Annotated in this window: 24 protein-coding genes; 7 read left to right on the top strand and 17 right to left on the bottom strand. The window is 72.6% G+C overall.

Going from position 1 to position 25,961, the window contains the following annotated elements:
* Positions 1-52: 52 nt before the first annotated feature.
* The 3 genes from AB0F88_RS32940 to AB0F88_RS32950 form a co-directional block, all read right to left on the bottom strand.
* On the bottom strand, positions 53-1,003 hold the full coding sequence (locus AB0F88_RS32940; RefSeq protein ID WP_362693080.1) for a sugar kinase: 951 nt from the start codon (positions 1,001-1,003) through the stop codon (positions 53-55).
* Positions 1,004-1,010: 7 nt separating this feature from the next.
* Positions 1,011-1,949, bottom strand: coding sequence for a pseudouridine-5'-phosphate glycosidase (locus AB0F88_RS32945; protein WP_362693083.1), 939 nt, complete (start codon positions 1,947-1,949; stop codon positions 1,011-1,013).
* A gap of 123 nt (positions 1,950-2,072) precedes the next feature.
* Positions 2,073-3,194, bottom strand: a complete 1,122-nt coding sequence (locus AB0F88_RS32950) for a putative sulfate exporter family transporter (RefSeq protein ID WP_362693086.1) — start codon at positions 3,192-3,194, stop codon at positions 2,073-2,075.
* 70 nt (positions 3,195-3,264) lie between these two features.
* Between AB0F88_RS32950 and AB0F88_RS32955 the strand changes: the two genes are divergently transcribed.
* The 5 genes from AB0F88_RS32955 to AB0F88_RS32975 all read left to right on the top strand — a co-directional run bounded on the left by AB0F88_RS32955 (position 3,265) and on the right by AB0F88_RS32975 (position 8,905).
* On the top strand, positions 3,265-4,167 hold the full coding sequence (locus AB0F88_RS32955; RefSeq protein ID WP_362693089.1) for a LysR family transcriptional regulator: 903 nt from the start codon (positions 3,265-3,267) through the stop codon (positions 4,165-4,167).
* 283 nt (positions 4,168-4,450) lie between these two features.
* Entirely contained in the window at positions 4,451-5,965 is a 1,515-nt protein-coding gene (locus AB0F88_RS32960) for an NAD(P)/FAD-dependent oxidoreductase (protein WP_362693092.1), read from the top strand.
* 43 nt (positions 5,966-6,008) lie between these two features.
* Positions 6,009-6,716 carry a response regulator transcription factor gene (locus tag AB0F88_RS32965; RefSeq protein WP_362693095.1) on the top strand — a complete coding sequence of 236 codons (708 nt, stop codon included), beginning with the start codon at positions 6,009-6,011 and terminating at the stop codon, positions 6,714-6,716.
* Positions 6,713-8,140 (top strand): HAMP domain-containing sensor histidine kinase, encoded by a 1,428-nt coding sequence (locus AB0F88_RS32970; protein ID WP_362693098.1) that lies wholly within the window; start codon positions 6,713-6,715, stop codon positions 8,138-8,140. Before AB0F88_RS32965 ends, AB0F88_RS32970 begins: the two co-directional genes overlap by 4 nt.
* 111 nt (positions 8,141-8,251) lie before the next feature.
* Positions 8,252-8,905, top strand: a complete 654-nt coding sequence (locus tag AB0F88_RS32975) for a TetR/AcrR family transcriptional regulator (protein WP_362693101.1) — start codon at positions 8,252-8,254, stop codon at positions 8,903-8,905.
* Between the two features lie 114 nt (positions 8,906-9,019).
* Here the strand turns inward: AB0F88_RS32975 and AB0F88_RS32980 are convergent, their stop codons facing one another.
* Both AB0F88_RS32980 and AB0F88_RS32985 read right to left on the bottom strand, forming a co-directional pair.
* Complete coding sequence (locus AB0F88_RS32980; protein ID WP_362693104.1) at positions 9,020-9,877, bottom strand: SAM-dependent methyltransferase; 858 nt, start codon at positions 9,875-9,877, stop codon at positions 9,020-9,022.
* Between the two features lie 298 nt (positions 9,878-10,175).
* A complete protein-coding gene (locus AB0F88_RS32985) occupies positions 10,176-10,547 on the bottom strand; it encodes a cupin domain-containing protein (protein WP_362693107.1) in 372 nt (123 codons plus the stop codon).
* A 99-nt stretch (positions 10,548-10,646) separates the two neighbouring features.
* On the opposite strand from AB0F88_RS32985, the gene AB0F88_RS32990 reads away from it, so the two are divergent.
* Positions 10,647-11,456, top strand: a complete 810-nt coding sequence (locus AB0F88_RS32990; protein WP_362693110.1) for an AraC family transcriptional regulator — start codon at positions 10,647-10,649, stop codon at positions 11,454-11,456.
* 47 nt (positions 11,457-11,503) lie between these two features.
* Here AB0F88_RS32990 and AB0F88_RS32995 read toward each other — a convergent pair whose 3' ends face one another.
* The 11 genes from AB0F88_RS32995 to AB0F88_RS33045 form a co-directional block, all read right to left on the bottom strand.
* Complete coding sequence (locus tag AB0F88_RS32995) at positions 11,504-11,773, bottom strand: hypothetical protein (protein ID WP_362693113.1); 270 nt, start codon at positions 11,771-11,773, stop codon at positions 11,504-11,506.
* A 46-nt stretch (positions 11,774-11,819) separates the two neighbouring features.
* Positions 11,820-12,692: a helix-turn-helix transcriptional regulator gene (locus AB0F88_RS33000; protein ID WP_362693116.1), complete on the bottom strand. Its 873-nt coding sequence runs from the start codon at positions 12,690-12,692 to the stop codon at positions 11,820-11,822.
* A gap of 135 nt (positions 12,693-12,827) precedes the next feature.
* Positions 12,828-13,052, bottom strand: a complete 225-nt coding sequence (locus tag AB0F88_RS33005; protein WP_344745052.1) for a hypothetical protein — start codon at positions 13,050-13,052, stop codon at positions 12,828-12,830.
* 254 nt (positions 13,053-13,306) lie between these two features.
* A complete protein-coding gene (locus tag AB0F88_RS33010; protein WP_362693119.1) occupies positions 13,307-14,413 on the bottom strand; it encodes a Gfo/Idh/MocA family oxidoreductase in 1,107 nt (368 codons plus the stop codon).
* Between the two features lie 220 nt (positions 14,414-14,633).
* Positions 14,634-15,215 carry a TetR/AcrR family transcriptional regulator gene (locus AB0F88_RS33015; protein ID WP_362693122.1) on the bottom strand — a complete coding sequence of 194 codons (582 nt, stop codon included), beginning with the start codon at positions 15,213-15,215 and terminating at the stop codon, positions 14,634-14,636.
* Between the two features lie 208 nt (positions 15,216-15,423).
* Complete coding sequence (locus tag AB0F88_RS33020; RefSeq protein ID WP_362693125.1) at positions 15,424-16,449, bottom strand: phosphotransferase family protein; 1,026 nt, start codon at positions 16,447-16,449, stop codon at positions 15,424-15,426.
* A gap of 256 nt (positions 16,450-16,705) precedes the next feature.
* Complete coding sequence (locus tag AB0F88_RS33025) at positions 16,706-18,622, bottom strand: acyclic terpene utilization AtuA family protein (protein ID WP_362693128.1); 1,917 nt, start codon at positions 18,620-18,622, stop codon at positions 16,706-16,708.
* Positions 18,623-18,751: 129 nt separating this feature from the next.
* A complete protein-coding gene (locus tag AB0F88_RS33030) occupies positions 18,752-19,564 on the bottom strand; it encodes an enoyl-CoA hydratase-related protein (protein ID WP_362693290.1) in 813 nt (270 codons plus the stop codon).
* Positions 19,565-19,620: 56 nt separating this feature from the next.
* The gene (locus tag AB0F88_RS33035; RefSeq protein WP_362693293.1) at positions 19,621-21,654 is read right to left on the bottom strand and encodes a biotin carboxylase N-terminal domain-containing protein; all 2,034 of its coding nucleotides are present in this window, start codon (positions 21,652-21,654) and stop codon (positions 19,621-19,623) included.
* An 8-nt stretch (positions 21,655-21,662) separates the two neighbouring features.
* Entirely contained in the window at positions 21,663-23,282 is a 1,620-nt protein-coding gene (locus AB0F88_RS33040; RefSeq protein WP_362693131.1) for a carboxyl transferase domain-containing protein, read from the bottom strand.
* Positions 23,279-24,016, bottom strand: a complete 738-nt coding sequence (locus AB0F88_RS33045) for a TetR/AcrR family transcriptional regulator (RefSeq protein ID WP_362693134.1) — start codon at positions 24,014-24,016, stop codon at positions 23,279-23,281. Before AB0F88_RS33045 ends, AB0F88_RS33040 begins: the two co-directional genes overlap by 4 nt.
* A gap of 186 nt (positions 24,017-24,202) precedes the next feature.
* On the opposite strand from AB0F88_RS33045, the gene AB0F88_RS33050 reads away from it, so the two are divergent.
* Complete coding sequence (locus tag AB0F88_RS33050) at positions 24,203-24,400, top strand: hypothetical protein (RefSeq protein ID WP_362693137.1); 198 nt, start codon at positions 24,203-24,205, stop codon at positions 24,398-24,400.
* A gap of 219 nt (positions 24,401-24,619) precedes the next feature.
* Here the strand turns inward: AB0F88_RS33050 and AB0F88_RS33055 are convergent, their stop codons facing one another.
* Positions 24,620-25,786 carry a PrsW family intramembrane metalloprotease gene (locus tag AB0F88_RS33055; protein WP_362693140.1) on the bottom strand — a complete coding sequence of 389 codons (1,167 nt, stop codon included), beginning with the start codon at positions 25,784-25,786 and terminating at the stop codon, positions 24,620-24,622.
* Positions 25,787-25,961: the final 175 nt, after the last annotated feature.

Here is a 25,961-nt window from a genome sequence, read left to right on the forward strand (position 1 = left end):
ACCTCCCCAAAGTGACGCGTGTGGCTAATGGTGCAGCTTACGCCGCAAGCTATCAATTGGTGTTAAGAGGGTAAAGCTCCTTAGTACCCAAATCAGACGGAAGGACACGCGGACGTCCGCCCAGGACCGTCACGGCCTCCGCTCCGGCACGGCGTCCGGCGTCCAGCGCGGCCTCGTCCGCGGCCCCGCTCAGCAGGGCCGTGAGCAGTCCGGCGGCGAACGCGTCCCCCGCTCCAATGGAGTCAACCACCTCGGTGGTGAGCGCGGGAACCCGAGCGGCCAACTTTCCGTCCCTGGCCATCAACGCGCCGCGGGATCCGAGCTTCACCGCCGCCGCGCCGTAGCGGAGGCTCAGGCTCTCGGCCGCCCCCTCGGCGGTGGTCTCGCCGGTGAGCAGCAGCGCCTCGTCCAGGTTGGGGATGATCAGCTGGGCGGTCAGGGTCTCCTGGACGAACCGCTCGACGCCGAACGAGCGCAGGAAACCGGTCGAGGCCGGGTCCACGCTGATCGAGACGCCGCGCCGGGACGCCTCGGCCATGGCGAGCCGGGAAAGCTGGAGCCCCGGCTCGGCGAACAGTGTGTACCCGGACAGGTGGAGATGGCCCACCCCGTCGAGCAGGCTCTCGTCCCAGTCACCCGTGCCGATGTGCCCGCCCGCGCCCCTGTTGGTGAGCATGGAACGCTCCCCGGTCACGTCGACCATGGCGATCACCACCGCGGTGGGCCGGTGGGGGTCGACCCGCAGATGCGGCCGTACCCCGAACCGCCGCAGCTCGGCGGCGTGCCAGTCGGCGGTGTCGAAGCCGGCCCGGGTCAGGATCCGCACGTCGGCGCCCAGCCGGGCGGCCCAGGAGGCGGTGTTGGCCCCCGACCCGCCGGGGCGCAGCACGATGTCGGCGGCGGTGTCCGTCCCGACGGCCAGGCCGCTCCTGGCGGACCCGCCGTGAAGTGCGACGACGTCGGTCACCACGTCGCCGATGACCAGCAGACCCGTTCCGGTCACGGTGTCCTCAGTCTCCCCGGCTCCAGGAGGCCGCGATCTGCCCGGCGACGCGGGCGTTGCCCCGCACCGCGGCCAGGTTCGCCTCGAGCGAGGCGCCGTCGGTGCCGCGCACCAGGTAGCCCAGCAGGAACGGGGTGATGGCCTGACCGGTGATCTGCCGCCGCTCCGCCTCGGCCAGGGCCCCGGCGAGGACCCGGTCGTGCAGCTCGGGGTCGAGCTGCTCGGGCAGCGGCACCGGGTTGGCGACGATCAGCGCGGTCTCCGGGCCGCCGAGCGTGTCCTGGGCCCGCATGATGCCGGCGGCCTCGTCCGGGGTCTCGATCCGCCAGTCGACCGGCTCGCCCGAAGTGTGCAGGTAGAAGCCGGGGAACTCGTCGGTGCGGAACCCCGCGATCGTGACGCCGCGCGTCTCCAGCCGCTGCAGGGTGGCGGGAACGTCCAGGATCGACTTCACGCCCGCGCAGACCACGGTGATGCGGGTCCGGCTCAGCATGTCGAGGTCGGCCGACTCGTCCTGGCTCTCGGTCCACCCGCGGTGCACGCCGCCGAGACCGCCGGTGGCGAAGACCCGGATGCCCGCCCTGGCGGCGAGGAACGAGGTGGCGGAGACCGTGGTCGCCCCGCTCGCCCCGAGCGCGGCGGCGGCGGGCAGGTCGCGGAAGCCCAGCTTGCGCAGCCCCGGCTCACCGGCGACGCGCTCCAGCTCGCTCTTGTCGAGACCGATGCGCGCCACGCCGTCCAGCACCGCGATCGTCGCGGGCACCGCCCCGGCCTCCCGGACGATCTGCTCCAGCTCCACCGCGACCTCGAGGTTGCGGGGCTGGGGCAGGCCGTGGGAGATGATCGTGGACTCCAGGGCCACGATCGGGGCGCCCTGCTCCAGCGCCTCGGCCACCTCGCTGGAGGGGCGGAGCATGCCGGAGAGGGACTGTCGGGTGGTACGCATGAGCTGGTTCTGTCTCCTTGTCCGAGGTCGTAATCATTGCTTGCTTTTGGAACGGTGTAAACGACACCGTCTTCCCCAAAAAGAGCACGTTACGGCGGTTGCGGGGAGACGTCCACTTAAAGATCAGCCAATGAGTACCACTCCGAGCAGTGAGATCCCGCCGATGATGACCGTGGCGATCCCGCCTAGGAGCAGCGAGCGCCCACCCCGCACGAGCCTCCGGAGGTCGACACCGGTGCCCAGGGCGAAGAGCGCCGCCGCGAGCAGCACCGCCGTCAGGTCGGGGACCACCCGGGTGATCCCGTCCGGCACCACACCCAGGCTCCGCGCCGCCACGGCCGCGACGAACCCGGCGACGAACAGCGGCACCACCGGCGGGCGCCGCGTCGCCCGCCCGGCCTCGGGGCGCTCCGCCGCGGTACGGCGCGGAGAGGCCGCGGCGCGGCGCAGGGAGACGGAGGTGAGCCCGACGATCGGGGCGAGCAGGACGACCCGGGCGAGCTTGACGGCCACCGCGCTCACCAGCACCCCCGCCCCGGCCGCCGCGCCGATCGCCGCCACCTGCGCGACCTCGTGGACCGAGGCCCCGGCCCACAGGCCCAGCTGGTGCGGGGTCAGCCCCAGCGCCCCCGCGAGCAGGGGCAGCGTGACGATCGAGACGCTGCCGTACAGGACGACCACGCCGACCGCGGCCGCCACGTCGTCGTCGTCGCTCTCCGCGACCTCGTGCATGGCGGCCACGGCCGCCGCCCCGCAGACGGACACGCCGGTCGCGATCAGCAGGGACCTGCGCGGGCTCACCCCGACGCGGCCTCCGATCCACCGCGTCGCGGCGAACGTGACGCCGGTCCCCACGGCGACCACCGCCAGTGCCCTCCAGCCGAGCGCCAGCAGTTCCGGCAGCGCGATCTGCAGGCCGAGCAGCACGATCGCCAGGCGCAGCACCCGGCGGGCGGCGAACCCGAGCCCGGGGGCCAGCGACCGGTGCAGGCCGCCGAGGTTGGTGAGCGCGACCCCGAGGACCACCGCGATCACGGCGGCGCTCACCCCGGGAACGATCCTGGTCGCGGCCGTCGCCAGGACCACCGCGACGGTCGCGGCCCCCAGCCCCGGCGCGAGCGCTCCGAGCGCTCCGAGCGCTCCGAGCGCTCCAGGTCTCGTCGCCGGTGCCGGTCGTACGGGTACCTGAGGGGTGCTCGCGGCGGAGCCGGGGGAACGGGTGAGAGGGGAGGGGGAGACGGGCATCCCACGAGTGTCGGCGCGGCGCCGGGAGGCCGGTAGCCATCACCTTCCTGGAAGGTCATAGCCTGGAGCTATGAGCGAGCTGCCCGACCTCGAATCCCTGCGCCTGCTCGTCGACGTGGAACGCCTGGGCAGCCTCGGCCAGGCTGCCCGGGCCGCGGGCATCGCGCAGCCGTCGGTGAGCAAGCGCATCTCGCTGCTGGAACGCCGCCTCGGGCTGCCACTGCTGGAACGCACCCCGCGCGGGTCCACCCTCACCCCGCAGGGCGTGATGGTCTCGGCCTGGGCCACGCAGGTGCTCGCGGCGGCGGAGGAGCTCATGCGGGGGGCGGAGGCGGTGCGGCGCGGCCGGGCCGCGCACCTGCACATCGCCGCCAGCATGACGGTGGCCGAGTACCTGCTGCCACGCTGGCTGGGGGAACTCCAGGACCGCGAGCCCCAGGTCCAGGTCGGTCTGGACGTGCAGAACTCGGCCGAGGTGGCGAGGCTGATCGGCGGGAAGATCGAGCTCGGGTTCGTGGAGGGGCCCTCGGTCCCGGCCGGGCTGGTGTCGCGGGTGGTGGCCACCGACAGGCTCGTGGTGGTGGTCGCGCCGGGGCACCCGTGGGCGCGCCGCCGCACCCCGCTGCTCGCCGCCGAACTGGCCGCCACCCCGCTGGTCGTCCGCGAGCGGGGGTCGGGCACCCGCGAGACGCTGGACCTCGCGCTCACCGGGCACGACGTCGCCGCCCCGAAGCTGGAGCTCGGTTCCAACGCCGCGGTCAAGGGCGCCGCCCGCGAGGGCGCCGCCCCCGCCGTGCTCAGCGGCTACGCGGTGGAGGCCGAGCTGGCCACCGGCCGCCTGGTCGAGGTGCCCACGAGGGACATCGACCTCACGCGCCGGCTGCGGGCGATCTGGCGCGACGGCCGTGCCCCCACCGGCCCCGCCGCCACCCTCCTCACGATCACCCTCTCCGCCGCCCGCGAGGGGCGGTGATCGGGGTGGCCGCGGGGCGCGGGCGGGGGCGCGTGCGATTGCCGGCAGGTGAGGCGGCGGAGCGCGTGCGGTCGCCGGCAGGTGGGGGCGGTGGAGCGGTGCGGCTGCGCTCATGGCTGCCGATACAGCGATATTTCGGGATTTCGGGATATGGTGAGGCGCATGGTGACGGTCGAGACGCCGAGCGTGCTCTGCCCCGAGCCGCACTGGCAGACGGGTCTCTGACAGCCGCGGCCCCGGCCCCGCGTCCCCTCACCTCATCTCACCCCCATCGGGAAGTCTCGTGCTCCGCTCTCGCTACGAAGCCGTGATCGTCGGAGGCGGCCACAACGGCCTGGTCGCCGCCGCCTACCTCGCCCGCGCCGGGCGGCGCGTCCTCGTCCTGGAACGCCTCGGTCACGTCGGCGGCCTCGCCGTGTCGGCGCGGGCGTTCCCCGGGGTCGACGCCCGGCTCTCGCGCTACTCGTACCTGGTCAGCCTGCTGCCCTCGAAGGTCGTCGCCGACCTGGGGCTGAAAATCGCGCTGCGCCGCCGCCGGTACGCCTCGTACACGCCGGTGGGGGAGACCGGGCTGCTGGTCGACAACGGCGACGCCGCGCGGACCGCGGAGTCCTTCGCCCGGGTCACCGGAGGCGACGGCGAGCTGGAGGCGTGGCGGCGCTTCTACGGGATGACCGCCGACGTCGCCGAGCGGGTCGCGCCGACGCTGCTGGAACCCCTCGCGGACCGGGCGGCGATGCGGAACCTCGTCGGCGAGGAGGCCTGGCGCGACCTGTTCGAGCGGCCGGTCGGCGAGGTGGTGGACGAGCGGTTCGCCGACGACACCGTGCGCGGCGTGGTCCTCACCGACGCCCTCATCGGCACCTTCGCCGACCCCTCGGACCCCGGCCTGCTGGCCAACCGCTGTCTCCTCTACCACGTGATCGGCGACGGGACCGGCGACTGGAACGTCCCCGTCGGCGGCATGGGCGCGGTGTCCGGCGCGCTCGCCGACGCCGCCCGCGCCGCCGGGGCGGAGATCCTGACCGGCGCCGAGGTCCTCGCGGTCGACCCCTCGGGCGAGGTCGCCTTCCGCGACGCGGACGGCGAGCACGCGGTGACGGGCGAGCGGATCCTGGCCAACGTGCCGCCCGCCGTGCTCGCCCGGCTGCTCGGAGAGGCCGAGCCCGTCCCGGAGGGGGCCCAGCTCAAGGTCAACATGGTGCTCTCGCGGCTGCCGCGCCTGCGGGATCCCGGCGTGGACCCCGCGGCGGCCTTCAGCGGCACGTTCCACATCAACGAGGGCCGCGACCAGCTCGCCCGCGCGTACGCGGAGGCGTCGGCCGGGCGGATCCCCTCGCTGCCCCCGGCCGAGGTCTACTGCCACTCGCTGACCGACCCCTCCATCCTCGGCCCGGGACTGCGCGAGGCCGGAGCCCACACGATGACGCTGTTCGGCCTGCACATGCCCGCCAGGCTGTTCCGCGAGGACCCGGCGGGGGCGCGCGAGGCCGCGCTGCGCGCCACGCTCGCCTCGATGAACGCGGTGCTCGCCGAACCCGTCGAGGACTGCCTGCTGCGCGCCCCCGACGGCAGTCCGTGCCTGGAGGCGAAGACCCCGGTCGACCTGGAGACCGAGGCGGGCCTGCCCGGCGGGCACATCTTCCACCGCGACCTGTCCTGGCCGTACGGGGAGCCGGGGCGGTGGGGGGTGGAGACCGCCTTCGAGCGCGTCCTGCTCTGCGGCGCGGGCGCCCGGCGCGGCGGCGGCGTCAGCGGCATCCCCGGCCACAACGCCGCCATGGCGCTGCTCGCCTGAGGCGTTCATCCGGCTCTCATGATGGGCGTCTACCGTGGAGGCCATGGCCGAGGGTGAGGCGGCGCGGGTGCTGGTCGTGGACGACGAGCCCGCGCTCAGGGAGGCGTTGCAGAGCAGCCTGGAGTTCGAGGGCTACCGGGTCGGCCTGGCCTCGGACGGCCAGGCGGCGCTGGAGGCGATCGACCGGGAGCCGTACGAGCTGGTCCTGCTCGACGTCATGATGCCCCGGCTGGACGGGCTGACCGCCTGCCGCAGGCTCAGGGCGGCGGGCAACCACCTGCCGGTGCTCATGCTCACCGCCCGCGACGCCGTGGGCGACCGGGTGTCGGGCCTGGACGCGGGGGCCGACGACTACCTGGTCAAGCCGTTCGAGCTGGACGAGCTGCTGGCGCGCGTCAGGGCGCTGCTGCGGCGCGGGGCCCTGAGCGCGCCCGCGGCCGAGGACGACGCGGTCCTGACCTTCGGCGACCTGCGGATGGACGTCGCCGGCCGCGAGGTCACCCGGGGCGGCGAGCCGCTGGAGCTGACCCGCACCGAGTACCTGCTGCTGGAGCTGCTCATGATCCACCCCCGCCAGGTGCTCACCCGCGAGCAGATCCTCGGCGAGGTGTGGGGCTTCGACTTCGAGCCGTCCTCCAACTCCCTCGACGTCTACGTCATGTACCTGCGCCGCAAGACCGAGATCGGCGGGCGCCCCCGGCTGATCCACACCGTCCGGGGCGTCGGCTACGTGCTGCGGGCCTCCGCGTGAACGGTCGCCGCTCCCTGCGCTCCCGGCTGACCCTGCTGGTGGCGGCGGCCGTGGCGCTGGCGATCGCGGTGTGCGCGATGCTGTGCTGGTTCGTCGTGCGGGCCGAACTGCTGCGGCAGGTGGACGGCTCGCTGGAGGGACGGCCGCAGGGCATGGAGTGGATCGGGCCGTACTGCCCGGGCGGGCCGGGAGGGCCGCGGGGGCAGGGAGTCCCGGGAGTCCCGGGAGACCGGGGAGAGATCGCCGGCCGCAGGCTGCCGTCCCGCCTGCCGCCCGTCCAGCTGGTCTACGCCGACGGCGGGAGGTGCGTGGCCGGTTCCACGCCCGTCAAGGTCACCCCGGCGGACCTGGCCCTGACCCACGGCCCCCCGGGCCGGCGGGCGTTGCGGAACGGCGTGACCGACGGCGGCGAGGAGGTCCGGGTGATGACGAAGAGCGTCCGCCCGGGTCTCGCGGTCATGGAGTCCCGGTCCCTGGAGGAGGTCCGCTCCACCCTCGCCGCGCTCGCCTGGCTCCTCGCGGGGGTCACCGCGCTCGGCGTGCTCGGCGCCGCCTCCGCCGGGCTGCTCGTCTCCCGTACGGCGCTGCGTCCCGTCGGCCGCCTGACCGAGGCCGTCGAGTACGTCGCCAGGACCGAGGACCTCGACACCAGGATCCCGGTCGAGGGCACCGACGAGATCGCCAGGCTCGGCGTCTCCTTCAACGCGATGACCACCGCGCTGGCCGGGTCCCGCGAGCGCCAGCGACGGCTGATCGCCGACGCGGGGCACGAGCTGCGCACCCCGCTCACCAGCCTGCGCACCAACATCGACCTGCTGCTGCGCAGCGAGAACGCCGGACGCCCCCTCGACGCCGCTCCCAAGCGCAGGCTGCTGGCCAGCCTCAAGGCCCAGTTCGAGGAGATGTCCACCCTCGTCGGGGACCTGCTCCAGCTCTCGCGCTCGGAGGACGAGCACGAGCCGCACGTCGAGGTCGCCTTCCACGACACCGTCGAGGCGGCCGTGCGCAGGGCCCGGCTGCGCGCCCCCGACACCGCGATCGAGGTGGAGCTGAGCCCCTGGTACCTGCGGGGCGACCAGGCCGCCCTGGAGCGGGCCGTGGTGAACCTGCTGGACAACGCGGTGAAGTTCTCGGCCGGCCGGGCCGATCCGGTGAGCGTGCGGCTCCGCGGCGGCGAGCTGACCGTCAGGGACCACGGCACCGGCATCCCGGAGGAGGAGCTGCCGTACGTGTTCGACCGGTTCTGGCGGTCGTCCTCGGCCCGCAGCATGCCCGGCTCGGGACTGGGGCTGGCCATCGTGGCCAAGGCCGTGCGCGACGCCGGGGGAGAGGTGAACCTGGAGAACGCCGCCGGGGGCGGCACCCTCGCCCGCCTCCGCCTGCCCGGTTCCCCCACCGGGTCCCCCGCCGCCGCGGGCGCGTGAGCCGCTCGTACGGTGACCGGATACGGCCGGTGAGACCGGGGCGAAGCTATTGACTGATTCGCCAATCAGGAGTAGTGAGGCGGTGGCCGCGCGCTGCTGTAGTCTTGCGCCGTGCACAGCGGAGGAGGAGCGCGCAGCAGCCGCGCCGACCAGGCCGACCAGCGCCGAGCGGAGCTCCTTGAAGCCGCCAGGCGAGTCGTGCTGGAGCGCGGGCTGGCCAGCACCCGCGTCGCCGACATCGCCAGGGCGACGAACGTGAGCGGCGGGCTGATCCACTACCATTTCGCCACCAAGGACGATCTCATCACCGAGATGCTCCGCAGCACCAGCGACTCCGAGATCCAGCGGCTGAAGGAGATCGTCGCGGGCCCCGGCACCGCCGTCCAGCTTCTCGACCGGGTCCTGCGCTTCTACATCCCGGCCTCCCGCTCCGACCAGAGCTGGATCCTGTGGGTCGACGCCTGGGCCGTCGGGGTGCGCGAGGAGCACGTCCGCACGATCCTGCTGGAGCTCGAGGGCGCCTGGATCGAGATCCTCAGCCAGGTGATCTCCGACGGCGTGGCCTCGGGCGAGTTCACCTGCGACGACCCCCTGGGCTCGGCCGAGCGGATCGACGGCATGCTCGACGGCCTCGTGGTCCGGTACACCCTGCACACCGGCAACATGTCGCGGAGCAGGATGCTCCACCACGCCCGGGTCGCCGCCGCCCGGGAGGTCGGCCTCGCCCTCTCCGACTTCCCCGACGCGCCGGCCGAGTCCCCCTAGCGGTGCCTCGTCAGGCGGTCGGGGCGGTCGCCGGTGGCAGGCGGGGCGTCGGCCTGCCCAGGTGACCAGCGGGTTTGGAACCCTTCGACCAGCGGGTTTGGAGCCCTCGCGCCGCTAGGGCTTGCGGGCCAGACCGCCGTAATAGGTGTGGTACAGCAGGGCGTTCCTGACGAAGAAGCTCGGCTCGTCACGCCACTCGGGGAGCGGGACGAGGCCCGGTTCGAGCAGCTCGAAGTCGCCGAAGTACTCCGTGATCTCGTCCCTGGTGCGCCAGCGGCCGGTGCCGAGGTTCTCGTTGAAGAGCTTCTCGACCGTCGTGGCCTGCTGGGACGCCGCCTGGTGCGCCTCACCGGGATTGCAGAAGTGTGAGATCGCCACGAAGCTGCCGGACACCAGCGGGGCGCGCAGCGTGGCCGCCACTCCCGCGGGATCCTCCTGGTCGTTCAGATGGTGCAGGATGCTCAGCATCAGCAGCCCCACCGGCTCGCTGAAGTCGATGAACTTCTTGACCTGATCGCTCTCCAGGATCGACCGCGGGTCGCGCGCGTCCGCCTGGATGACCGTCGTGCTGTCGTCGGTGGTGAGCAGCGCCCGCCCGTGGACCAGCACCATGGGGTCGTTGTCCACGTAGACCACCCGGGCGGCCGGATCGACCTCCTGCGCCACCTGGTGCACGTTGCCCTGGGTGGGCAGGCCCGACCCGATGTCGATGAACTGCCTGATCCCCGCCTCGGCCGCCATGTGGTGCACGACCCGCCGCAGGAAGGCCCGGTTCTGCTGCCCGGCCTGATCGGCTCCCGGGGCGATCTTCAGGGCCGCCTCGGCGACCTGCCGGTCGATGGCGAAATTGTCCTTCCCGCCCAGGAACCAGTCGTAGACCCTCGCGATGCTGGGCTTCGTCGTGTCGATCTCCGCGGGAAGCTGACTCCTGTTCAGCGTCGCCCCGCTCCAATCCTCGCCGCTTTCGGACACCTCGCCACCTTCGTTCCGATCGGGGCCCCGCTTGATCGCGGGGAACTGGGCAGATAATAACCACGAATCCCACTGAGGACAGATATGTAGCGACAAGCTCATGCATAAGCCCTGAAATCATGATGTGCCGATGGCTCTAAGAAAACCGCAAATCGCTCAATCAGGTGACTTTCCCCCAAGTTCGCGGTGACCACGAGGTTCACGGGGTGGGCGTTGAGCAGAAAGGTTTTGGGGCCTGTGCCGAGGCGGGCCGGAGCCGTCCGCCGGTCACGGCGACGAGGCCCGTGACCTCGTGGCCCTAACCGAGGGATTCGGCGGCCTTGGACATCGGACCTCCCGCGTCACCGGTGTTGAGCGTGCCGGCGGGCTCCACGAGCAGGATGGCCGTCTCCTCCTCGGCCATCGGGCAGTGCTCGACACCGCGGGGCACCACGTACAGCTCGCCGGGCCCGAGGACGACGTCCCCCTCTCTGAGCTGGATGGTGAGCCGGCCGCTGACGACCAGGAACAGCTCGTCGGTCTCCGGGTGGGTGTGCCAGACGAACTCCCCCTTGAGCTTGGCGAGCTTGATCTCGTAGTCGTTGAGGTCGGCGATCTTCTTTTGCGTCCACAGCTCGCTGAACCGGTCCAGCGCGCGGACGATGTTGACGGGATCCAGGGAAACGGACAATTCACTGCCACCTTTCGAACAGGACCGCCCCGATCGGGGCGGTGGCCGATGTGACGAGCGTGGCCCGCTCGCGGGCCGTCCGTCTTGTACGTTCCTTGCATGACCTCCCGCCGCCCGCCGCCGACGATCAGGGCGTGGCGGCCGCCCGTCGCCGGCGTCGCCGAGGTCTTCCACGCGCACTTCACCGACCACGCCTACCCGGCCCATACGCACGACACGTGGGATCTCATGATCCTCGATGCCGGCGCGGTCGACTTCGGGCTGGACCGTCACCGGCACGGCGCCGCCGACCCCGCCGCCGCCGTCGTGCTCCTGCCGCCGGGTGTCCCGCACGACGGCAGGACCGTCACCCCCGCCGGCTTCCGCAAGAAAGTGCTCTACCTGGACACCACCGTGTTCCCGGAACACCTGACCGGCAGGGCGGTGGACGCCCCGATCGTCGCCGACCCGCTCCTGCGTCACCGGATCCACCGGTTGCACGCCGCTCTCGGCCGGCCCGGAGAGGAGTTCGAGGCCGGATCGCGCCTGGCGTTCGTCGCGGAGCGGCTGCGGTTCCATCTGGAGGCGTCGCGGCCTCGCACACCCGGCCGTGAGGCACACCGCCTGGCAGCCGGTCTGCGCGAGCTCCTGGACGCGCGTGTCCAGGAGGGCCTGTCACTGCGGGAGGCCGCCGCCATCCTGCACGCTCACCCGACCCACCTGATTCGATGCTTCAAGCAGACCTACGGCCTGCCGCCGCACGCCTACCTCACCGGCAGGCGTGTCGAACACGCGCGCCGGGCCCTGCTGAGCGGCCGGAGACCGGCCGAGGTGGCCACGAGCGTGGGCTTCCACGACCAGGCGCACCTGACCCGGCACTTCACCCGGCACGTCGGCACCACACCCGCCCGTTACGCGACGCGGACCTGAGAGGGGGGTCTCGTCCGGCTTCCGGCCGTCGCGGCGTGTCCGGGCGGTCAGGTCCGGGGGGTGGGCAGGGCGGCGAGCAGGAAGGCCAGCCGGGCCGCGGCGGCGTCGATGTTCTCGCTGCAGCCGAGCCGGTAACCCCACGACGTGATGAAGCCCCCGTCCGGGGAGCAGGTCACGGTCTCGGCCAGGGTGCTGCTGAAGCGGTTGCGGACGTAGACGTAAGCGGGATCGCCGAACGAGATCCGTTGCACGGAAAGGTCGGCGTGCAGTCGTATCGCGGCAACGAGTCTCTCGAGACAAGACAGCGTGTCCAGCATCGTGCGTCACCTCCGTCTCGACAGAGAATTGCACGATCTTGGGATGCTAATCAAGCAATTGCGGTGTTTGGTCCGCTGATTGTCCGGAGAAATCGCTGAGTACTCGGACGATCACCGATCTGGCATCCTCCCTGAAGGCCGCGACCTCGCAGAGTTCCTCGAAGGTCCGCGCGTAGAAGGCGACGTCCTCCGGGTCGCGCAGCAGCAGGTCCCTCGTCCTGGTCGGTACCGCCACGTGGTCCTCGTCGTACATCCAGAAGCCGTTGAGCGGCGCCGAGGGCAGGGGCGCCTCGAAGGGGATCACGCCGAACTCCACGTTCGGCAGCGCCGTCACCGCCAGCAACCGGTCGAGCTGCCCGCGCATCACGTCCAGCGGGGCGAGCCGGTGGCGCAGCGCCGCCTCCGGCATGACGAACCTGAACCGCTTGCTCTGGTCGTAGAGGATGTCCTGGCGCTGCATGCGCACCCGGATGGCCGCGTCGATCTCGTCGGGCGCCTGGTAGAGGCGCTTGATCCGGGTGAAGATGCTCCGGGCGTACTCGGTGGTCTGCAGCAGTCCGATGATCACGCCGGGCTCGAACACCCGCAGCTGGGTGGTCCGCGCCTCCACGTCGCGAATGTCCTCCTGGAGCGCCGCCAGCCCGCTGCGGTGCCGCTGCCGCCAGGAGTCCTGGCGGTCCAGGAGGCTCGCGGCCTGCTCCACCAGCTCCCCGGCGATCTCGGGGGAGGCGTCCACGGCCCGCGCCCACCGGGTGACGTCGTCCTCGGTCGCGGTCTGGCGGGCGTTCTCGATCCGGGAGACCTTGGACGCCTGCCATCTCAGCCGCTCGGCCAGCTCCTTGCCCGACAGGTGGGCCGCCTCACGCAGGTGCCGTAGCCGCACCCCGAGCTCGGTTCTGGCCTGCTGGAACCCGGTCACACGATCTCCTCGGCCGTTCGCGCGAGCCGGATGGCGCGGCCGCCGTCCGCCTGTGCTCCCCGCGTGCTCACGTCACCTCCCGCATGGTGCGCACGACGCTAGACCCGAGCGTGTGGATCAAGCCAGAGAGCACTCCTAATCGTGACCAATATTTACAGAAAGTACTCGGCGCGCGATGTCCGCGAGAAGTTCACGCGGTACCTCGACGGCGGTTTCACCGTCCAGGACGTGGCGCAGATCGGCCAGCGCCGCCGCGTCGGTCACCCGGAGACCCTGCACCACGATGGTCCCGCGGTCGGTCTCGTAGAGGGAGGGACAGGCCCCCGCCTCGGAGGTGGAGCCAAGAAACCGGAGACGCATGACTGAATCCTTCCCGAACCACATTCTTGAAGCAATTGCGAGCAATCCTGGGACGCGAAAGGTTGCATGAAGGTTTCAAAGGGACGGACCGGTACCGGATGAAAGGGGCAGTGGGTGCTGAGGCGCAGGCCGGGAACCACCCGGCGGACCTGACGGGTGAGGTGTTCCACGCGGCGGGAACCGCCCGGGCGGGGCTCCTGCGCCCGGGCGGTGCCCCTAAGCCCACGCGGTTCCCCTGCGCCCGGGCGGTTCCCCTACGCCGGGTCCGGAGTCTGGGTGGTTCCCGTGCGGGAGGCCCGCTCGATCGTGTCGACGAGCCGGTGCCGCCGCAGGGCGTACTCGAAGCCGGGCACGGTGCGCGTGCCCTCACGCAGGTCTCGCCCGAAGCGCGCGTACACCTGGGCCACGCCCTGCGCCGTCGCGGGCAGGTCGCGCGGGACCGGGTGAAAGCGGCTGTCGGGGAGGGCGATGTCGGCGAGTGCCCGGTCGTCGCCCCGGCCGCCCCGCAGCCGCAGGTCCAGGGCCTGGAGGTTGCCGTTGATGCCGGGGGCGGTCAGGACCAGGTCGCCGTCGGTGCCGTTGATCTCCCAGTGGAAGTTGTCGCCGCGGGAGGAACCGCCCCGGTAGAACATCGAGAGGGCGGCGCCGCTGCGGAAGGTGCCCGTGACGGACACCTGGTCGGCCACCGTCACCGGGATGGTGGAGCCGTCGTCGACCACCTGTGCCTGCGTGAGGCTGGTGACCAGGTTGGCCGAGACGGTGGCGAGCTCGCCGAGCACGGCGTTCACCGCCTCCAGGGCGTGCAGCGCGGAAGCGGTCAAGAGCGTCGCGCCGGCGCCGGCGTCGTAGAGGTAGGCGTGCGCGCGGTCGGTCACGGGACTCCAGGCCAGGCCCGATCCGACCAGTGTCGTGCCGAGGACCTTCCCGACGTAGCCGTCCGCGACCAGGTCACGGGTGTGGCGGATCGCCGGAAGGAAGCCGCCCTGCAGCCCGATCACCGTACGGACCCCCGCGGCCTCGGCCCGGGCGGCCAGGTCGGCCGCCTCGTCGGTGCCGACGCCGAGGGGCCACTCGCTGTAGACCATCTTCCCCGCCGCCAGCGCCGCGGAGATCAGCGCGTGGTGGTGAGGTACCTTGACCGACACCACCACCAGATCCACTCCGGGGTGGGCGATCAGATCGGCGGGGTCGTCGAAGGCCGCCGGGACGTCGAACTCCTTGGCGGCCTGGTCGGCGGACGCGCGGCGTGACGTGCTGATGGCGCGCAACTCGTAGCCCGGGAGGGCCTTGAGCGCGGGAACGTGGCTGATGGCCGCCCAGCCGCCGGTGCTCGCCCCGATGATGCCGACGCCGATGTTCATGATGCTCCTAAGGTGATGCCCGGTCGCCGGTGGCGAACGGGGTGTGCCGATGTCGTGTGCGGGGGGTTGGTGTGGTGGGCCGGAAGCGCGGGATCAGCCGCCCCGGACGCCTCCGGCCTCGAAGCGGCGGTGCGGCGGGTCGCCGTCGTCCATGGCGTCTCCTCCTGTCCGCCGACGGCGGATATCTTGAATGATCGTTACAGATTCGGGCCGTGAAACGTCAGTCGAGGCAGCCCAGGGCCGCCTCCACGACGCTCATCAGGTACCGGCGGTCGGGGTTGATCGCCCCCGTGACCCGTAACCCGTGAATGACGGTCATGAGGAACCTCGCCGAGTCCCGGGGGTCGCGGACGCCGACCGGCTCGCCGCGGGCCTGGGCGGCCGCGATCGCCTCGGTCAGCTCGTCCTCCAGCAGCGAGGTCGTCGCCCCCACCCGCGTGGCCACCTGGGGGTCGTGGCACAGCCGCTCGGTCGCGGCGCTGACGATCAGGCAGGCCTGCTCGCGCCCGTCCCGCAGGATGGTCTCCACCAGGTCGACCAGGATGTCGCGGACCAGCTCCCGTGCCGGGGTGCCGCTGCGCAGCAGATCGACCAGGGGGAGCGCGTACCGCTCCCGGTAACGGTCCAGCACCGCCTGGTACAGGCCCTCCTTGCTGCCGAACGCCGCGTAGAGGGAGCCGCGGCCCACCCCGGTGGCGTCGACCAGGTCCTGCACCGAGGTGCCCTCGTAGCCCTTGTGCCGGAAGACGAACATCGCCGCTTCCAGCGCGGCCTCCGTGTCGAACTCCCTCACTCGTGCCATATCGCCCAAACTAGCCTTATCTGGAACGAACAGTCAAGTTTTCTCTGGCTCGTTCAGATATCGGCGGTGCACGGGCCCGAACCGGCCGGGGAGGTCGAGGCTCCCTTCCCCGGTACGCCGTCACGTCGACCTTCCCCGGCACGCCGTCACATCGACGGCGGAGGCGCCACCGGCAGGACCGTCCTCCGCCCTCGGGCGGGGGAGGATGTCACATGAACGTCCGGGCGCGGGCGAACAGGTTCAGCGTGGTGGCGTGGAGCAGGTCCCCGATCTCCTTGGGAGCCTTGCCCGCGCAGGCGCGGGCGTGCGTGCCCTCCAGGACGATGCCGAGCTTGAAGCAGGCCATCACCGCGTACCAGTCGACGGCCGACAGATCCCGGTCGGACAGGGCCGCGTAGCAGTCGACGAGCTCGGCGGCCGTGGCCAGCCCGGTGACCCCGCCGGAGATCACCCCCACGCCGTCGGGGGCCGGCCAGGTGGCCAGCAGCCATCCCAGGTCCAGCAGCGGGTCGCCCACCGTGCACATCTCCCAGTCGACGATCGCGGCCACCCGGGGCCCGTCGCAGGCGAACATGAGGTTGGCCAGGTGGTAGTCGCCGTGCATGATCCCCGGGGTGAACTCCTTCGGCCGGTTGCGCTCCAGCCAGCCCGCGGTCTCCGCCAGCCCCGGGATGTCGGGCCCCGGATATCCCTTCAGGGTTCCGTAGCCGTCCAGCTCGTCCATCCAGCGGGGCACCTGCCGCTCCAGGAACCCCTCGGGGCGGCCGAACCCGTCGAGCGCGCCGTGGTCCACCCGTCCGAGGTCGGCCAGCGCCGAGGCCGCCTCCAGTCCCATCCGGTGCCGGATCGCGGGGTCGCCGGCGTGCGGCTCGGGCAGCTCGACGGTGGCGTTGAACCCCCGGACCGGCTCCATCAGGTAGAAGACCGCGCCCATGACGCTCTCGTCGGTGCAGGCCGCGACCAGGCGCGGCGCCGCCACCGGCGTGTCGCGCAGGACCGCGAGCACCCTCGCCTCCCGGCGGAGCACCTCGTTGCTCCTGGCGCGCGGGTGCAGCGGCGGCCTGCGCAGCACGTACGACGCCCCGCCCCGCTCGAAGCGCACCATGACGTTCTGCGTCCCGCCCGTCACCGGCGCGACCCGCTCGAACGGCCCTCCCGGCAGCCCCCGCGCGTCCATCCACGCACCGAGCGCGTCGAAGTCGATCGCGGTGACGTCGATGTGCGTGGACGTCATGCACCCTCCTTGACCGAATTATGTTCTAGGTGGGGCGAATCTATGATTCCCGTTCGCGACGGTCAATAGTCTCCCGCTCCGGCGGAAGCGGCGTCCGCGCCGCGAGAACTCGTTTCGCGGCGTCGGGTGAGGTCTCGCGGCGTCGGGTGAAATCGGGTGAAAGAGGGTGACCGCGCAGGGATGTCCCCGTGTCGCGCGCCGTTCACGCACGGGAGCGCCGGGGCGGCGGTCAGGACCTGCGGGTACACACGGTCCGTCAGAGAAGGCGCCGCGGTATGTCGGCGAGCCCGGCGCGGAGTTCCTCCCCGAGGGCCTTGGCCTGGGCGTCGAGACGGGGACTCGCGGCCACGCCCCGGCCGAGGAGGCCGTGCACGACGAAGTTGAGGGCGAGCAGGTTGGGCAGCTCGAAGCGCTCGACCCTCAGCCCGGCGGTGAACGGCAGGAGTTCCGCCAGGCGTTCGACCGTCAGGTAGCCCTCCAGCCACCCGAACCGCTCCGCCGTACTGACCCAGACCCCCAGGTTGGCGTTGCCGCCCTTGTCCCCCGAGCGGGCGCCCACGATCGTGCCCAGCGCGACCCGCGCGGTCTCACCGTCGCCGTGCTCGCCGTCGCTGTGCTCGCCGTCGTCGTGCTCGCCGTCGCTGTGCTCGCCGTCGCTGTGCTCACCGTCGTCGTGCTCGCCGTCGTCGTGCTCGTCGTGCTCGTCGTGCGGGGCGGCCGGGGCGGTGCCGGCGTCGCTCCCGTGGTCCGCGGCCTCGCCGCCGCTCGCCGCCCGCGCGGTCGGCGCATCCGGTGTGCCGGATACCTCGGACAGGTCGCGTGCGCCGGGTGCGTCGCCTGTGCCGGACGCGGCGGGGAGCTCGCGGCCGTCGAGCCAGACGCGGGCCCGCACCGTCTCCGCCGGGACGAGCGCGGGCCAGTAGACCCCGTACGGCGAGGCGTCACCGGGCGGGGTGAGGCCGTAGAAGCCGGGATAGCTCGCCAGGCCGGTCTCGACCACGGCCGCGGAGAAGGCGCGCCCCGCCCTCCGCCGGTCGGCGTCCATCACGGTGACGCGCAGCAGGGCGGTCCCGGCGAGCGGTGCGTGCGGGGTGAGCGGTGAGAGCGGTGAGAGCGGTGAGAGCGGGGTGAGCTCCACGTGGACCTCGTCGAACGACTCCTTCGGCACCCGCGACCAGATGGCCTCCTCGGCCAGCCGGGCCTTGGCCTCGATGTCCAGGCCGGTCAGGACGAGCGTCATCGTGTTGCGGTAGCCCGCCAGGTAGTTGACGGCGACCTTGAGCGTGGCGGGAGGGGCCTCGCCGCGCACCCCCGAGACGCGGACCCGGTCGGGGCCCTCCTGCTCCAGCCGGATCGTGTCGAAGCGCGCGACCACGTCGGGCCCGAGGTAGCGGGGCGACCCGATCTCGTACAGCAGCTGCGCGGTGACCGTGCCCACCGAGACCAGCCCCCCGGTCCCCGGGTGCTTGGTGACCACGCTGGAGCCGTCGGCCTCCAGCTCCACCAGCGGGAACCCGCAGCGCGCCGGGTCGGGCACCTCGCCGAAGAACGCGTAGTTGCCGCCGGTCGCCTGGCAGCCGCACTCGATGACGTGCCCGGCGACCACCGAACCGGCCAGCGCGTCGAGGTCGTCAGGACCCCACCCGTACCGCCAGATCCCCGGCCCGGTGACCAGGGCGGCGTCCGTGACGCGGCCGGTCACCACCACGTCCGCCCCGGCCGACAGGGCGGCGGCGATCGGGCGGCCCCCCAGGTAGGCGTTGGCGGTCAGGGCGGGGGCGGGCAGCGGCTCACCGGTGTCCGCGTTGAGGGCGCCGGCCAGGTCGTGGCCGGTCAGGTCGTCGCCGGTGACGTGGGCGACCCTCACCGGCAGCCCGAGGCGCCCGGCCAGCTCGCGCACGGCCTCGGCGCACCCGGCCGGGTCCAGCCCGCCCGCGTTGGAGACGATCCTGACGCCCCGCTCCAGGCACGTCCCGAGGACCTCCTCCAGCTGCTTGAGGAAGGTCGGCGCGTAGCCGGGGCGGCCCTTCAGCCGGTTCCCGGCCAGGATCAGCATGGTCAGCTCGGCGAGCCAGTCGCCGGTGAGCACGTCGATCGGGCCGCCCTCCACCATCTCCCTGGCGGCCGACAGCCGGTCGCCGTAGAAGCCGGAGCAGTTGGCGACGCGCAGCATCAGCCCTCCTCGGTCCGAAACGCGCCGCCGCGCGCCTTCGACTCTTCCGATTCTTCCGATTCGCCGTACGGCATCAGCCCTCCCCGATCCGGGACGTGCCTCCGCGTGCCCCCGGCTCGCCGTACGGCATCAGATCGTCTCCGGCGCGGGGATCCACGACGCGGGCCGCTTCTCCATGAAGGCGGCGATCCCCTCCTGCCCCTCGGCGGAGGTGAACCGCCGCGCGGACAGCTCGGCCATCTGGCGCATGCCCTCCTCGACGCTCAGCCCGGGCACGGTCCGCACCAGCTGCTTGGTGAGGGCGAGCGCCTCGGGGCCGCCGCGCAGCAGCATGCCGGTGTAGTGGGCGACGGCCGCGTCCAGCTCCTCCTCGGGCACGGCGCGGGTGAGCAGCCCGATCTCCACGGCGCGGGCGGCGTCGAACGTCTCGCCGGTGAGCAGGTACTCGGCGGCGGCGCGCGGGCCGAGCCGCCGCAGCACGGTCACCGAGATCATCGCGGGCACCACGCCGAGCCGCACCTCGCTGAACGCGAACGACGCGGAGTCGGGGGCGATCGCGAAGTCGCAGGCCGCCACCAGGCCGAGCCCCCCGGCCCGCGCCGTGCCGTTCAGCCTGCAGACGACCGGCTTCGGGCTCTCCCAGATCAGGCTCATGATCTCCGGGAACGACGCGGTCACCGGCGCCTCGTGCGCGCCGCCCGGCGCGACCCGCTGCTCCTTCAGGTCGGCGCCCGCGCAGAACACCGGCCCGGTCCCGGTGAGCACGATCACCCGGACGCTCTCCTCGGCCAGCGCCCAGTTGAGCCGGTCCTCCAGGTCGCCCAGCAGCCGCACCGACAGCGCGTTGCGGTTGCGGGGGGAGTCGAGGGTGATCGTCGCCACCCCGCCGGACACCTCCCTGCGCACCAGGCGTTCCACCGGCCAGCCCCCGTCGCTCTTCATCTCGGTCCTTCCGTCGTCGTGACCTCCTCCCGGCTCCCGGGAACCGGGGGAGGAGGTCACGTCTGCTCCTCGATCACGGCCAGCACGGCCCCCGCCTCGACCTGGCGGCCCGGCGTCACGTTCACCGCCGCCACCGTGCCCGGCGCGGGCGCGGCGATCCGGTGCTCCATCTTCATGGCTTCGAGCACCACGACCACCTGCCCCGCCCCGACGGTCTCGCCGGTCTTGACGTCGACCCGCAGCACCGTACCGGGCATGGGCGCCACCAGGGAGCCGGGCAGCACGTGTTCCACCGGTTCCGGCAGGCGGGCCAGCGGGGTGAGCCGTACGGAACCGAGGGGGGAGTCCACGTGCGTCACGCCGTCGTAGCGGGCGACGGCGAAGCGGTGCCGCACGCCCGAGGTCTCCAGCACCACGAGCGAGGGCGTCGCGCCGACCAGGACCGTATCGGGAAACCCCTCCGCCCGCAGGCCGTCCCTGGTGATCCGGTACGAGATCTCGGCCTCCGCGAAGGCGGCGCGCTGCGGCTGCGACACCACGTTGCGCCACCCGCTCGGCAGTCCCGCCTGCACGGTCGCCGCCGCCCGGTTGGCCGCCGCCCCCGCGAGCGCGGCGGCGAGGGCGGACAGGCGCACGAGCTCCGGCCGTTCCCGGCCGGGCGCCGGGGGGCCGGTGAGCCCGTGCTCCTCCAGGAAACCGGTGTGGGTGTCCCCGGCCAGGAACGCCGGGTGGCGCAGGACCTCGACCAGCAGGTCCCGGTTGGTGACGAGACCGTGGATCCTCGCGCCCGCCAGCGCGGCGGCCAGCCTGCGCACGGCGTCGGGGCGGCTCGCGCCGTACGAGACGACCTTGGCGAGCATCGGGTCGTAGTGGACGCCGATCTCCGAGCCGTCCTCGACGCCGGAGTCCAGCCGCAGCCCGTGGCGCCCGCCGGGTACGGGCGCGAAGCGGGAGTCCACGCCGGGCACCTCGAAGCGGTGCAGGACGCCGCTCTGCGGAAGCCAGTCGCGGGCCGGGTCCTCGGCGTACAGGCGCACCTCGACGGCGTGCCCGGACGGTCCCGGCGGCGACGCGGGAAGCCGGGCGCCCTCGGCGATCCGCAGCTGCCACTCGACGAGGTCGACGCCGTGGACGCACTCGGTCACCGGGTGCTCCACCTGCAACCGGGTGTTCATCTCCAGGAAGGCGACCGTCTCGTCCCTGACGAGGAACTCGACGGTCCCGGCGCCGACGTAGCCGATGGCCCGCGCGGCGGTGACCGCCGCGTCGAGGAGCCGCGCCCGCATCGCGGGGGAGATCGCCGGGGACGGGGTCTCCTCGACCACCTTCTGGTGCCGCCGCTGGATCGAGCACTCCCGCTCGCCCAGCGCCCACACCGTCCCGTGCCCGTCGGCCAGGATCTGCACCTCGATGTGCCGGGCGCCCTCCAGCAGGGGCTCGACGAACACCGTGCCGTCCCCGAACGCCGACGCCGCCTCCCGGCGCGCCGACTCGACCGCCTCGGGCAGGTCGTCGGTGAGCCGCACGACGCGCATCCCGCGCCCGCCGCCACCGGCCGACGCCTTCACCAGCAGGGGTACGGCCCGTCCGGAGGCCGTCCCGCTCATCCGGGTGAACACGGCGTCCAGGTCGCCTTCCAGGTCGTCCGCCGAGTAGCCGGGTCCCGCGACGAAACCCGGCAGCACCGGGACCCCGGCCCCGGCCATCAGCGCCTTGGCCTCGATCTTGGAGCCCATCGCGGCGACGGCCCCGGCCGGAGGGCCGACCCAGGTCAGCCCGGCCTCCGGCACGGCCCGCGCGAAGGCGGCGTTCTCCGACAGGAAGCCGTACCCGGGATGGACCGCGTCGGCGCCCGACGCGCGGGCCGCTTCGATGATCTTCTCCACCGACAGGTAGGTGTCGGCGGGCCGGACCCCGCCCAGCCGTACGGCGTGGTCGGCCTCGGCCACGTGCGGCGCGTCCGCGTCGGCGTCGGAGAAGACCGCGACGGTCTCGATGCCGAGGTCGCGGCAGGTACGGAAGACGCGGCGGGCGATCTCACCCCGGTTGGCGACGAGCAGGCGGCGGATCGGCGAGACGGGCATGGTCATGGTCACGGTCACATCCGGAAGACGCCGAAGCCCGAGGGCCGCGGGACGGTGTCGTTGTCGAAGGTGGTGTTGTGGGAGGCGGTGTTGCCGTTGCTCACGGCGGACAGGCACAGGCCCAGGACCGTCCGGGTGTCGCGGGGGTCGATCACGCCGTCGTCGTAGAGGCGGCCCGACAGGAAGAACGGCAGCGACTCGGCCTCGATCTGCGCCTCGACCAGCTGCCGCATCGCCGCGTCGCCCTCCTCGTCGTAGACCTGGCCGCGCGCCTGGGCGGCGGCCCGGCCGACGATGGACAGTACCCCGGCGAGCTGGGCGGGCCCCATCACGGCCGACTTGGCGCTGGGCCAGGTGAACAGGAAGCGGGGGTCGTAGGCCCTGCCGCACATCCCGTAGTTGCCCGCCCCGTACGAGGCGCCCATGACGATCGTGATGTGCGGGACGGAGGAGTTGGACACCGCGTTGATCATCATGGCGCCGTGCTTGATGATGCCGCCCTGCTCGTAGTCCTTGCCGACCATGTAGCCGGTGGTGTTCTGCAGGAAGACCAGCGGGACGCGGACCTGGTTGGCGAGCTGGATGAACTGCGCCGCCTTCTGCGCCTCCTCGCTGAACAGCACGCCCCGGGCGTTGGCCAGGATCCCGATCGGATGGCCGTGCAGGCGGGCCCACCCGGTCACCAGGCTCCCGCCGTACAGGGGCTTGAACTCGTCGAACTCGCTGCCGTCCACCACCCGCGCGATCACCTCGCGCGGGTCGAACGGGATCTTCAGGTCCTCCGGCACGATGCCCAGCAGCTCGTCCTCGTCGTACAGCGGCTCGCGCACGGCGCCGGGGGAGACGCCGGACCCGCGCCGGTTCAGTCCCCTGACGATCCGCCGCCCGATCCGCAGCGCGTCGTGCTCGTCGGCGGCGAGGTAGTCGGCCAGGCCGCTGACACGGGCGTGCATCTCGGCGCCGCCCAGCGACTCGTCGTCGGCCTCCTCCCCGGTGGCCATCTTGACCAGCGGCGGCCCGCCGAGGAAGACCTTCGCACGCTCCTTGACCATGACCACGTGGTCGCTCATCCCCGGCACGTACGCCCCACCGGCCGTGGAGTTGCCGAAGACCAGGGCGATCGTGGGGATCCCGGCCGCCGACAGGCGGGTCAGGTCGCGGAAGATCCGGCCGCCGGGAATGAAGATCTCCTTCTGGGTCGGCAGGTCGGCCCCGCCCGACTCCACCAGGTTGATCAGCGGCAGCCGGTTCTCGAGGGCGATGTCGGCCGCCCTGAGCGTCTTGCGCATCGTCCACGGGTTGGACGAGCCGCCCCGCACGGTCGGGTCGTTGGCGACGAGCACGCACTCGACGCCCTCGACCACCCCGATCCCGGTGACCACGCTCGCCCCGACGGGGAAGTCGCTGCCCCAGGCCGCCAGCGGCGAGAGCTCCAGGAACGCCGAGTCGGGATCGACGAGCAGCTCGATCCGCTCCCTGGCCAGGAGCTTGCCCCGCGCGCGGTGCCGGTCGACGTACTTCCCGCCGCCGCCCGCCACCGCCCTGGCCTGCTCGGCGTCGAGCTCGGCCAGCTTGGCGAGCATCGCCTCGCGCCGCGCCAGGTAGTCGTCACCGGAGGTGTCCAGGCGGCTCATGAGCCCGCTCCCTTGGTTGACGCGGACGTCACATCGACGCTCCGGCCTGTTGGTGCTTGTGCTTGTGCTTGTGCTTGTGCTTGCGACGGTGACGGTGTTCGTACCGGCGCCGGGCCCCACGCCGGAGCCGGTGTCAGGCCGATGGCCCGGGCCCAGAGCGTGGAGAGCGCCGCGACGGCGGTCCGCTCGTCGGCGTGCTCGCCGAGGTCCAGCCAGACGTGGGCGAAGTGCTCGACCATCCCGCCCAGCATCACGGCGGTGAGCCGGGGGTCCAGCGACGGGTCGGCCAGCCCCTGCTCCTGCAGGCGCCGCAGCCCCTCCGCGCCCCGACGCACGAAGACCTCGCGCAGCTCGAGCAGGAGGCCGCGGAAGCTCTCGTCGGTGGCCGCGACCTGCTCCAGCATCCGTACCAGCCGGGAGTTGGCGGCCCACGCGCGCAGGTAGAGCAGGTTGGCGGCCTCGATGCGGGCGTACGGGTCGCCGGGGGCGGCCGGCCCGACCACGCTGGCGGTGAACATCTCGCCCACCACGGTCGCCGCCACCTCGCGGAACAGCTCCTCGCGCGAGCCGAAGTAGGTGTAGAAGGTGCCGTGCGAGACCCTGGCGCGGGCGCAGACGTCGTCGACGCGCACGGCGTCGTAGCCCCGCTCCTCGAACGCCTCCCGCCCCGCCTGGACGAGCGCCGCCCGGGTGCGCCGCCCCCTGCTGCCGAGGGTCTCGGACTTGACGATCACGTCAAGTACGGTAGCCCACAACCGGCGCCCCCGCCAGGGGCGGCGTGTCTTCCCGCCCGGGATCCGGTGACCTGACGACGACCGGGAAGACGGGAAGACCTGGGCCGGGTTTCGAAGGTGGCCGACATACCGAGATGTCGCCCCGAGCGAGCGCATGTTCCGCGAGAGCGAGGGAAGCGGCAGCGCATGAACGAGAAGTCGGACGACGCGGCGAAGGCCGCCATGGGCCTCCCCATCGGTGTCGGTATCGGTGTCGCCATCGGCGCCGCTCTGGGAGTCGCCCTCAACAACCTGGCCATAGGCCTCGCTCTCGGGATCGCCATCGGCGCCGGCCTGGGAGTGGCCTTCATGGCCTCGCGCAAGAAGGGCGGAGGCAGGGGGTGAACGACCCCCTGGTCCACACCGGGCACCGTGCGAGCCGGTCCGTCCGCGCGGTGCCCGGCGTGGACCGGTGAGCGCGTGCACCGTCCGATCTCCGTCCGTACGGTGAGCGCGCGTACCGTCCGATCTCCGTCCGTACGGTGAGCGCGTGCACCGTCCGATCTCCGTCCGTACGGTGAGCGCGCGTACCGTCCGACGCGGGCCGGTGAGCCCTACGCCGTTCTACGCGGGCTGCGGCTGTGACGGGAAGCGCGGCGCGAAGCTCTCCCGTGACCGCGCCATGACCGTCAGCAGGGCGTCGCGCTCGGCCGCGAAATCCCCGGGGCCGGTGCTGTCGCGCTCGGCGCGCTGGTGCAGCATGACCAGCTCGGTCGCGGCCTGCTGGTAGTCGGACATCGCGCGGCCCGCCCTGATCTTCCTGGCCCACCGGCGGGCCTGCCTGCGGGTGCCCAGCGAGCCGAGCATGCCGATGTCGTCCGGCGTGACCAGGCCGGTCGGCAGGTAGGCGGGCAGGTACACGCCCATCATGGCCACCAGCCGCCGCCGCTCCCGTACGGTGACGACGACGAGCGCGCAGATGACGACCAGCTCCAGGAGATAGGCGATCCCGAGGGCGGGCAGACCCCCCAGCGTCGCGGACCCGTTCCACAGGCCGTGCAGGAGCACGGCGCCGAGGTAGCCCAGCGGGACGGCCAGGGAGGCGCCCCTGCGGCGCGCGGTGACCGCGTAGGCGACGCCGAGCCCGATCGTCGAGGTGAAGAGGGGATGCGCGAGCGGCGACATCAGCCCCCGCAGCACGAAGAGTTCCACCGCCCCCTGCGTGCCAGCCTCGGCGAACTCGGCGGAGTAGTAGATCATGTTCTCCACCGTGGCGAACCCCAGGCCGACCATGGACGCGTAGATGATGCCGTCTGTCGGGCCGTTTATCTCGCGCCTGCACCGCCAGATCAGCCACAGGAGCGCGGCGCCCTTGAGCGCCTCCTCGACCACGGGGGCCACCACCACCGTGGTGATGTCATCCGCCGCCTGCTCGCCCACACTGAAGGCCTGCACCAGCACCGTCGTGCCGCCCGTCCCCAGGACGACGCCGAGGACCACCGCGATCCCGGCTCCCCAGGCGAACGCGAAGAGCAGGTTCAGCCGGGGTTCGGGCTCCAGCCGGTCGAGCGCGAGCACGGCGGCGAGCAGGATCGGCAGCGGTGCCAGTCCCAGGGCGAACGAGATGCCGAAACCGGCGGTGCCCCCGTTCGCCAGGACGATGCCCATGGCGATCAGGACACAGATCCCGGAGACCGCCAGAGCGGCGATCAGCCCCCTGCCAGGCCGGGGCGGCAGAATCGGCGGTCGTCCGCCCTGCGTGGGGGGCACGGCCGCCTCGTTCGTGTCCATCGGTGTCGGTCTCCTCATGGTGCTTCTGGTTGAAAAGCACCACAGTCCCGCAAATCGGTTGACATCCTCTTGACATTCACAAAACGACCGGCCACCCGGCGGCTCGCCCCCGGTCCCGGTCGGCGGGTGGTGAGACCTCGGTGACCGAGCGGCCGGTATGCCGTCCCCGGTGAAC

Origin of the sequence: Streptosporangium sp. NPDC023963 (assembly GCF_040639135.1) — a bacterium.
In the GTDB taxonomy this organism is placed as follows: Bacteria; Actinomycetota; Actinomycetes; order Streptosporangiales; family Streptosporangiaceae; genus Streptosporangium.

Bases quoted from the DNA above. Each gene is read 5' to 3' on its own strand.
- AB0F88_RS32945 (WP_362693083.1), bottom strand. From the start codon at position 1,949: ATGCGTACCACCCGACAGTCCCTCTCCGGCATGCTCCGCCCCTCCAGC.
- AB0F88_RS32950 (WP_362693086.1), bottom strand. From the start codon at position 3,194: ATGCCCGTCTCCCCCTCCCCTCTCACCCGTTCCCCCGGCTCCGCCGCG.
- AB0F88_RS32955 (WP_362693089.1), top strand. From the start codon at position 3,265: ATGAGCGAGCTGCCCGACCTCGAATCCCTGCGCCTGCTCGTCGACGTG.
- AB0F88_RS32965 (WP_362693095.1), top strand. From the start codon at position 6,009: ATGGCCGAGGGTGAGGCGGCGCGGGTGCTGGTCGTGGACGACGAGCCC.
- AB0F88_RS32990 (WP_362693110.1), top strand. From the start codon at position 10,647: ATGACCTCCCGCCGCCCGCCGCCGACGATCAGGGCGTGGCGGCCGCCC.
- AB0F88_RS32995 (WP_362693113.1), bottom strand. From the start codon at position 11,773: ATGCTGGACACGCTGTCTTGTCTCGAGAGACTCGTTGCCGCGATACGA.
- AB0F88_RS33005 (WP_344745052.1), bottom strand. From the start codon at position 13,052: ATGCGTCTCCGGTTTCTTGGCTCCACCTCCGAGGCGGGGGCCTGTCCC.
- AB0F88_RS33010 (WP_362693119.1), bottom strand. From the start codon at position 14,413: ATGAACATCGGCGTCGGCATCATCGGGGCGAGCACCGGCGGCTGGGCG.
- AB0F88_RS33015 (WP_362693122.1), bottom strand. From the start codon at position 15,215: ATGGCACGAGTGAGGGAGTTCGACACGGAGGCCGCGCTGGAAGCGGCG.
- AB0F88_RS33020 (WP_362693125.1), bottom strand. From the start codon at position 16,449: ATGACGTCCACGCACATCGACGTCACCGCGATCGACTTCGACGCGCTC.
- AB0F88_RS33025 (WP_362693128.1), bottom strand. From the start codon at position 18,622: ATGCTGCGCGTCGCCAACTGCTCCGGCTTCTACGGCGACCGGCTGTCG.
- AB0F88_RS33030 (WP_362693290.1), bottom strand. From the start codon at position 19,564: ATGAAGAGCGACGGGGGCTGGCCGGTGGAACGCCTGGTGCGCAGGGAG.
- AB0F88_RS33035 (WP_362693293.1), bottom strand. From the start codon at position 21,654: ATGACCATGCCCGTCTCGCCGATCCGCCGCCTGCTCGTCGCCAACCGG.
- AB0F88_RS33040 (WP_362693131.1), bottom strand. From the start codon at position 23,282: ATGAGCCGCCTGGACACCTCCGGTGACGACTACCTGGCGCGGCGCGAG.
- AB0F88_RS33050 (WP_362693137.1), top strand. From the start codon at position 24,203: ATGAACGAGAAGTCGGACGACGCGGCGAAGGCCGCCATGGGCCTCCCC.
- AB0F88_RS33055 (WP_362693140.1), bottom strand. From the start codon at position 25,786: ATGGACACGAACGAGGCGGCCGTGCCCCCCACGCAGGGCGGACGACCG.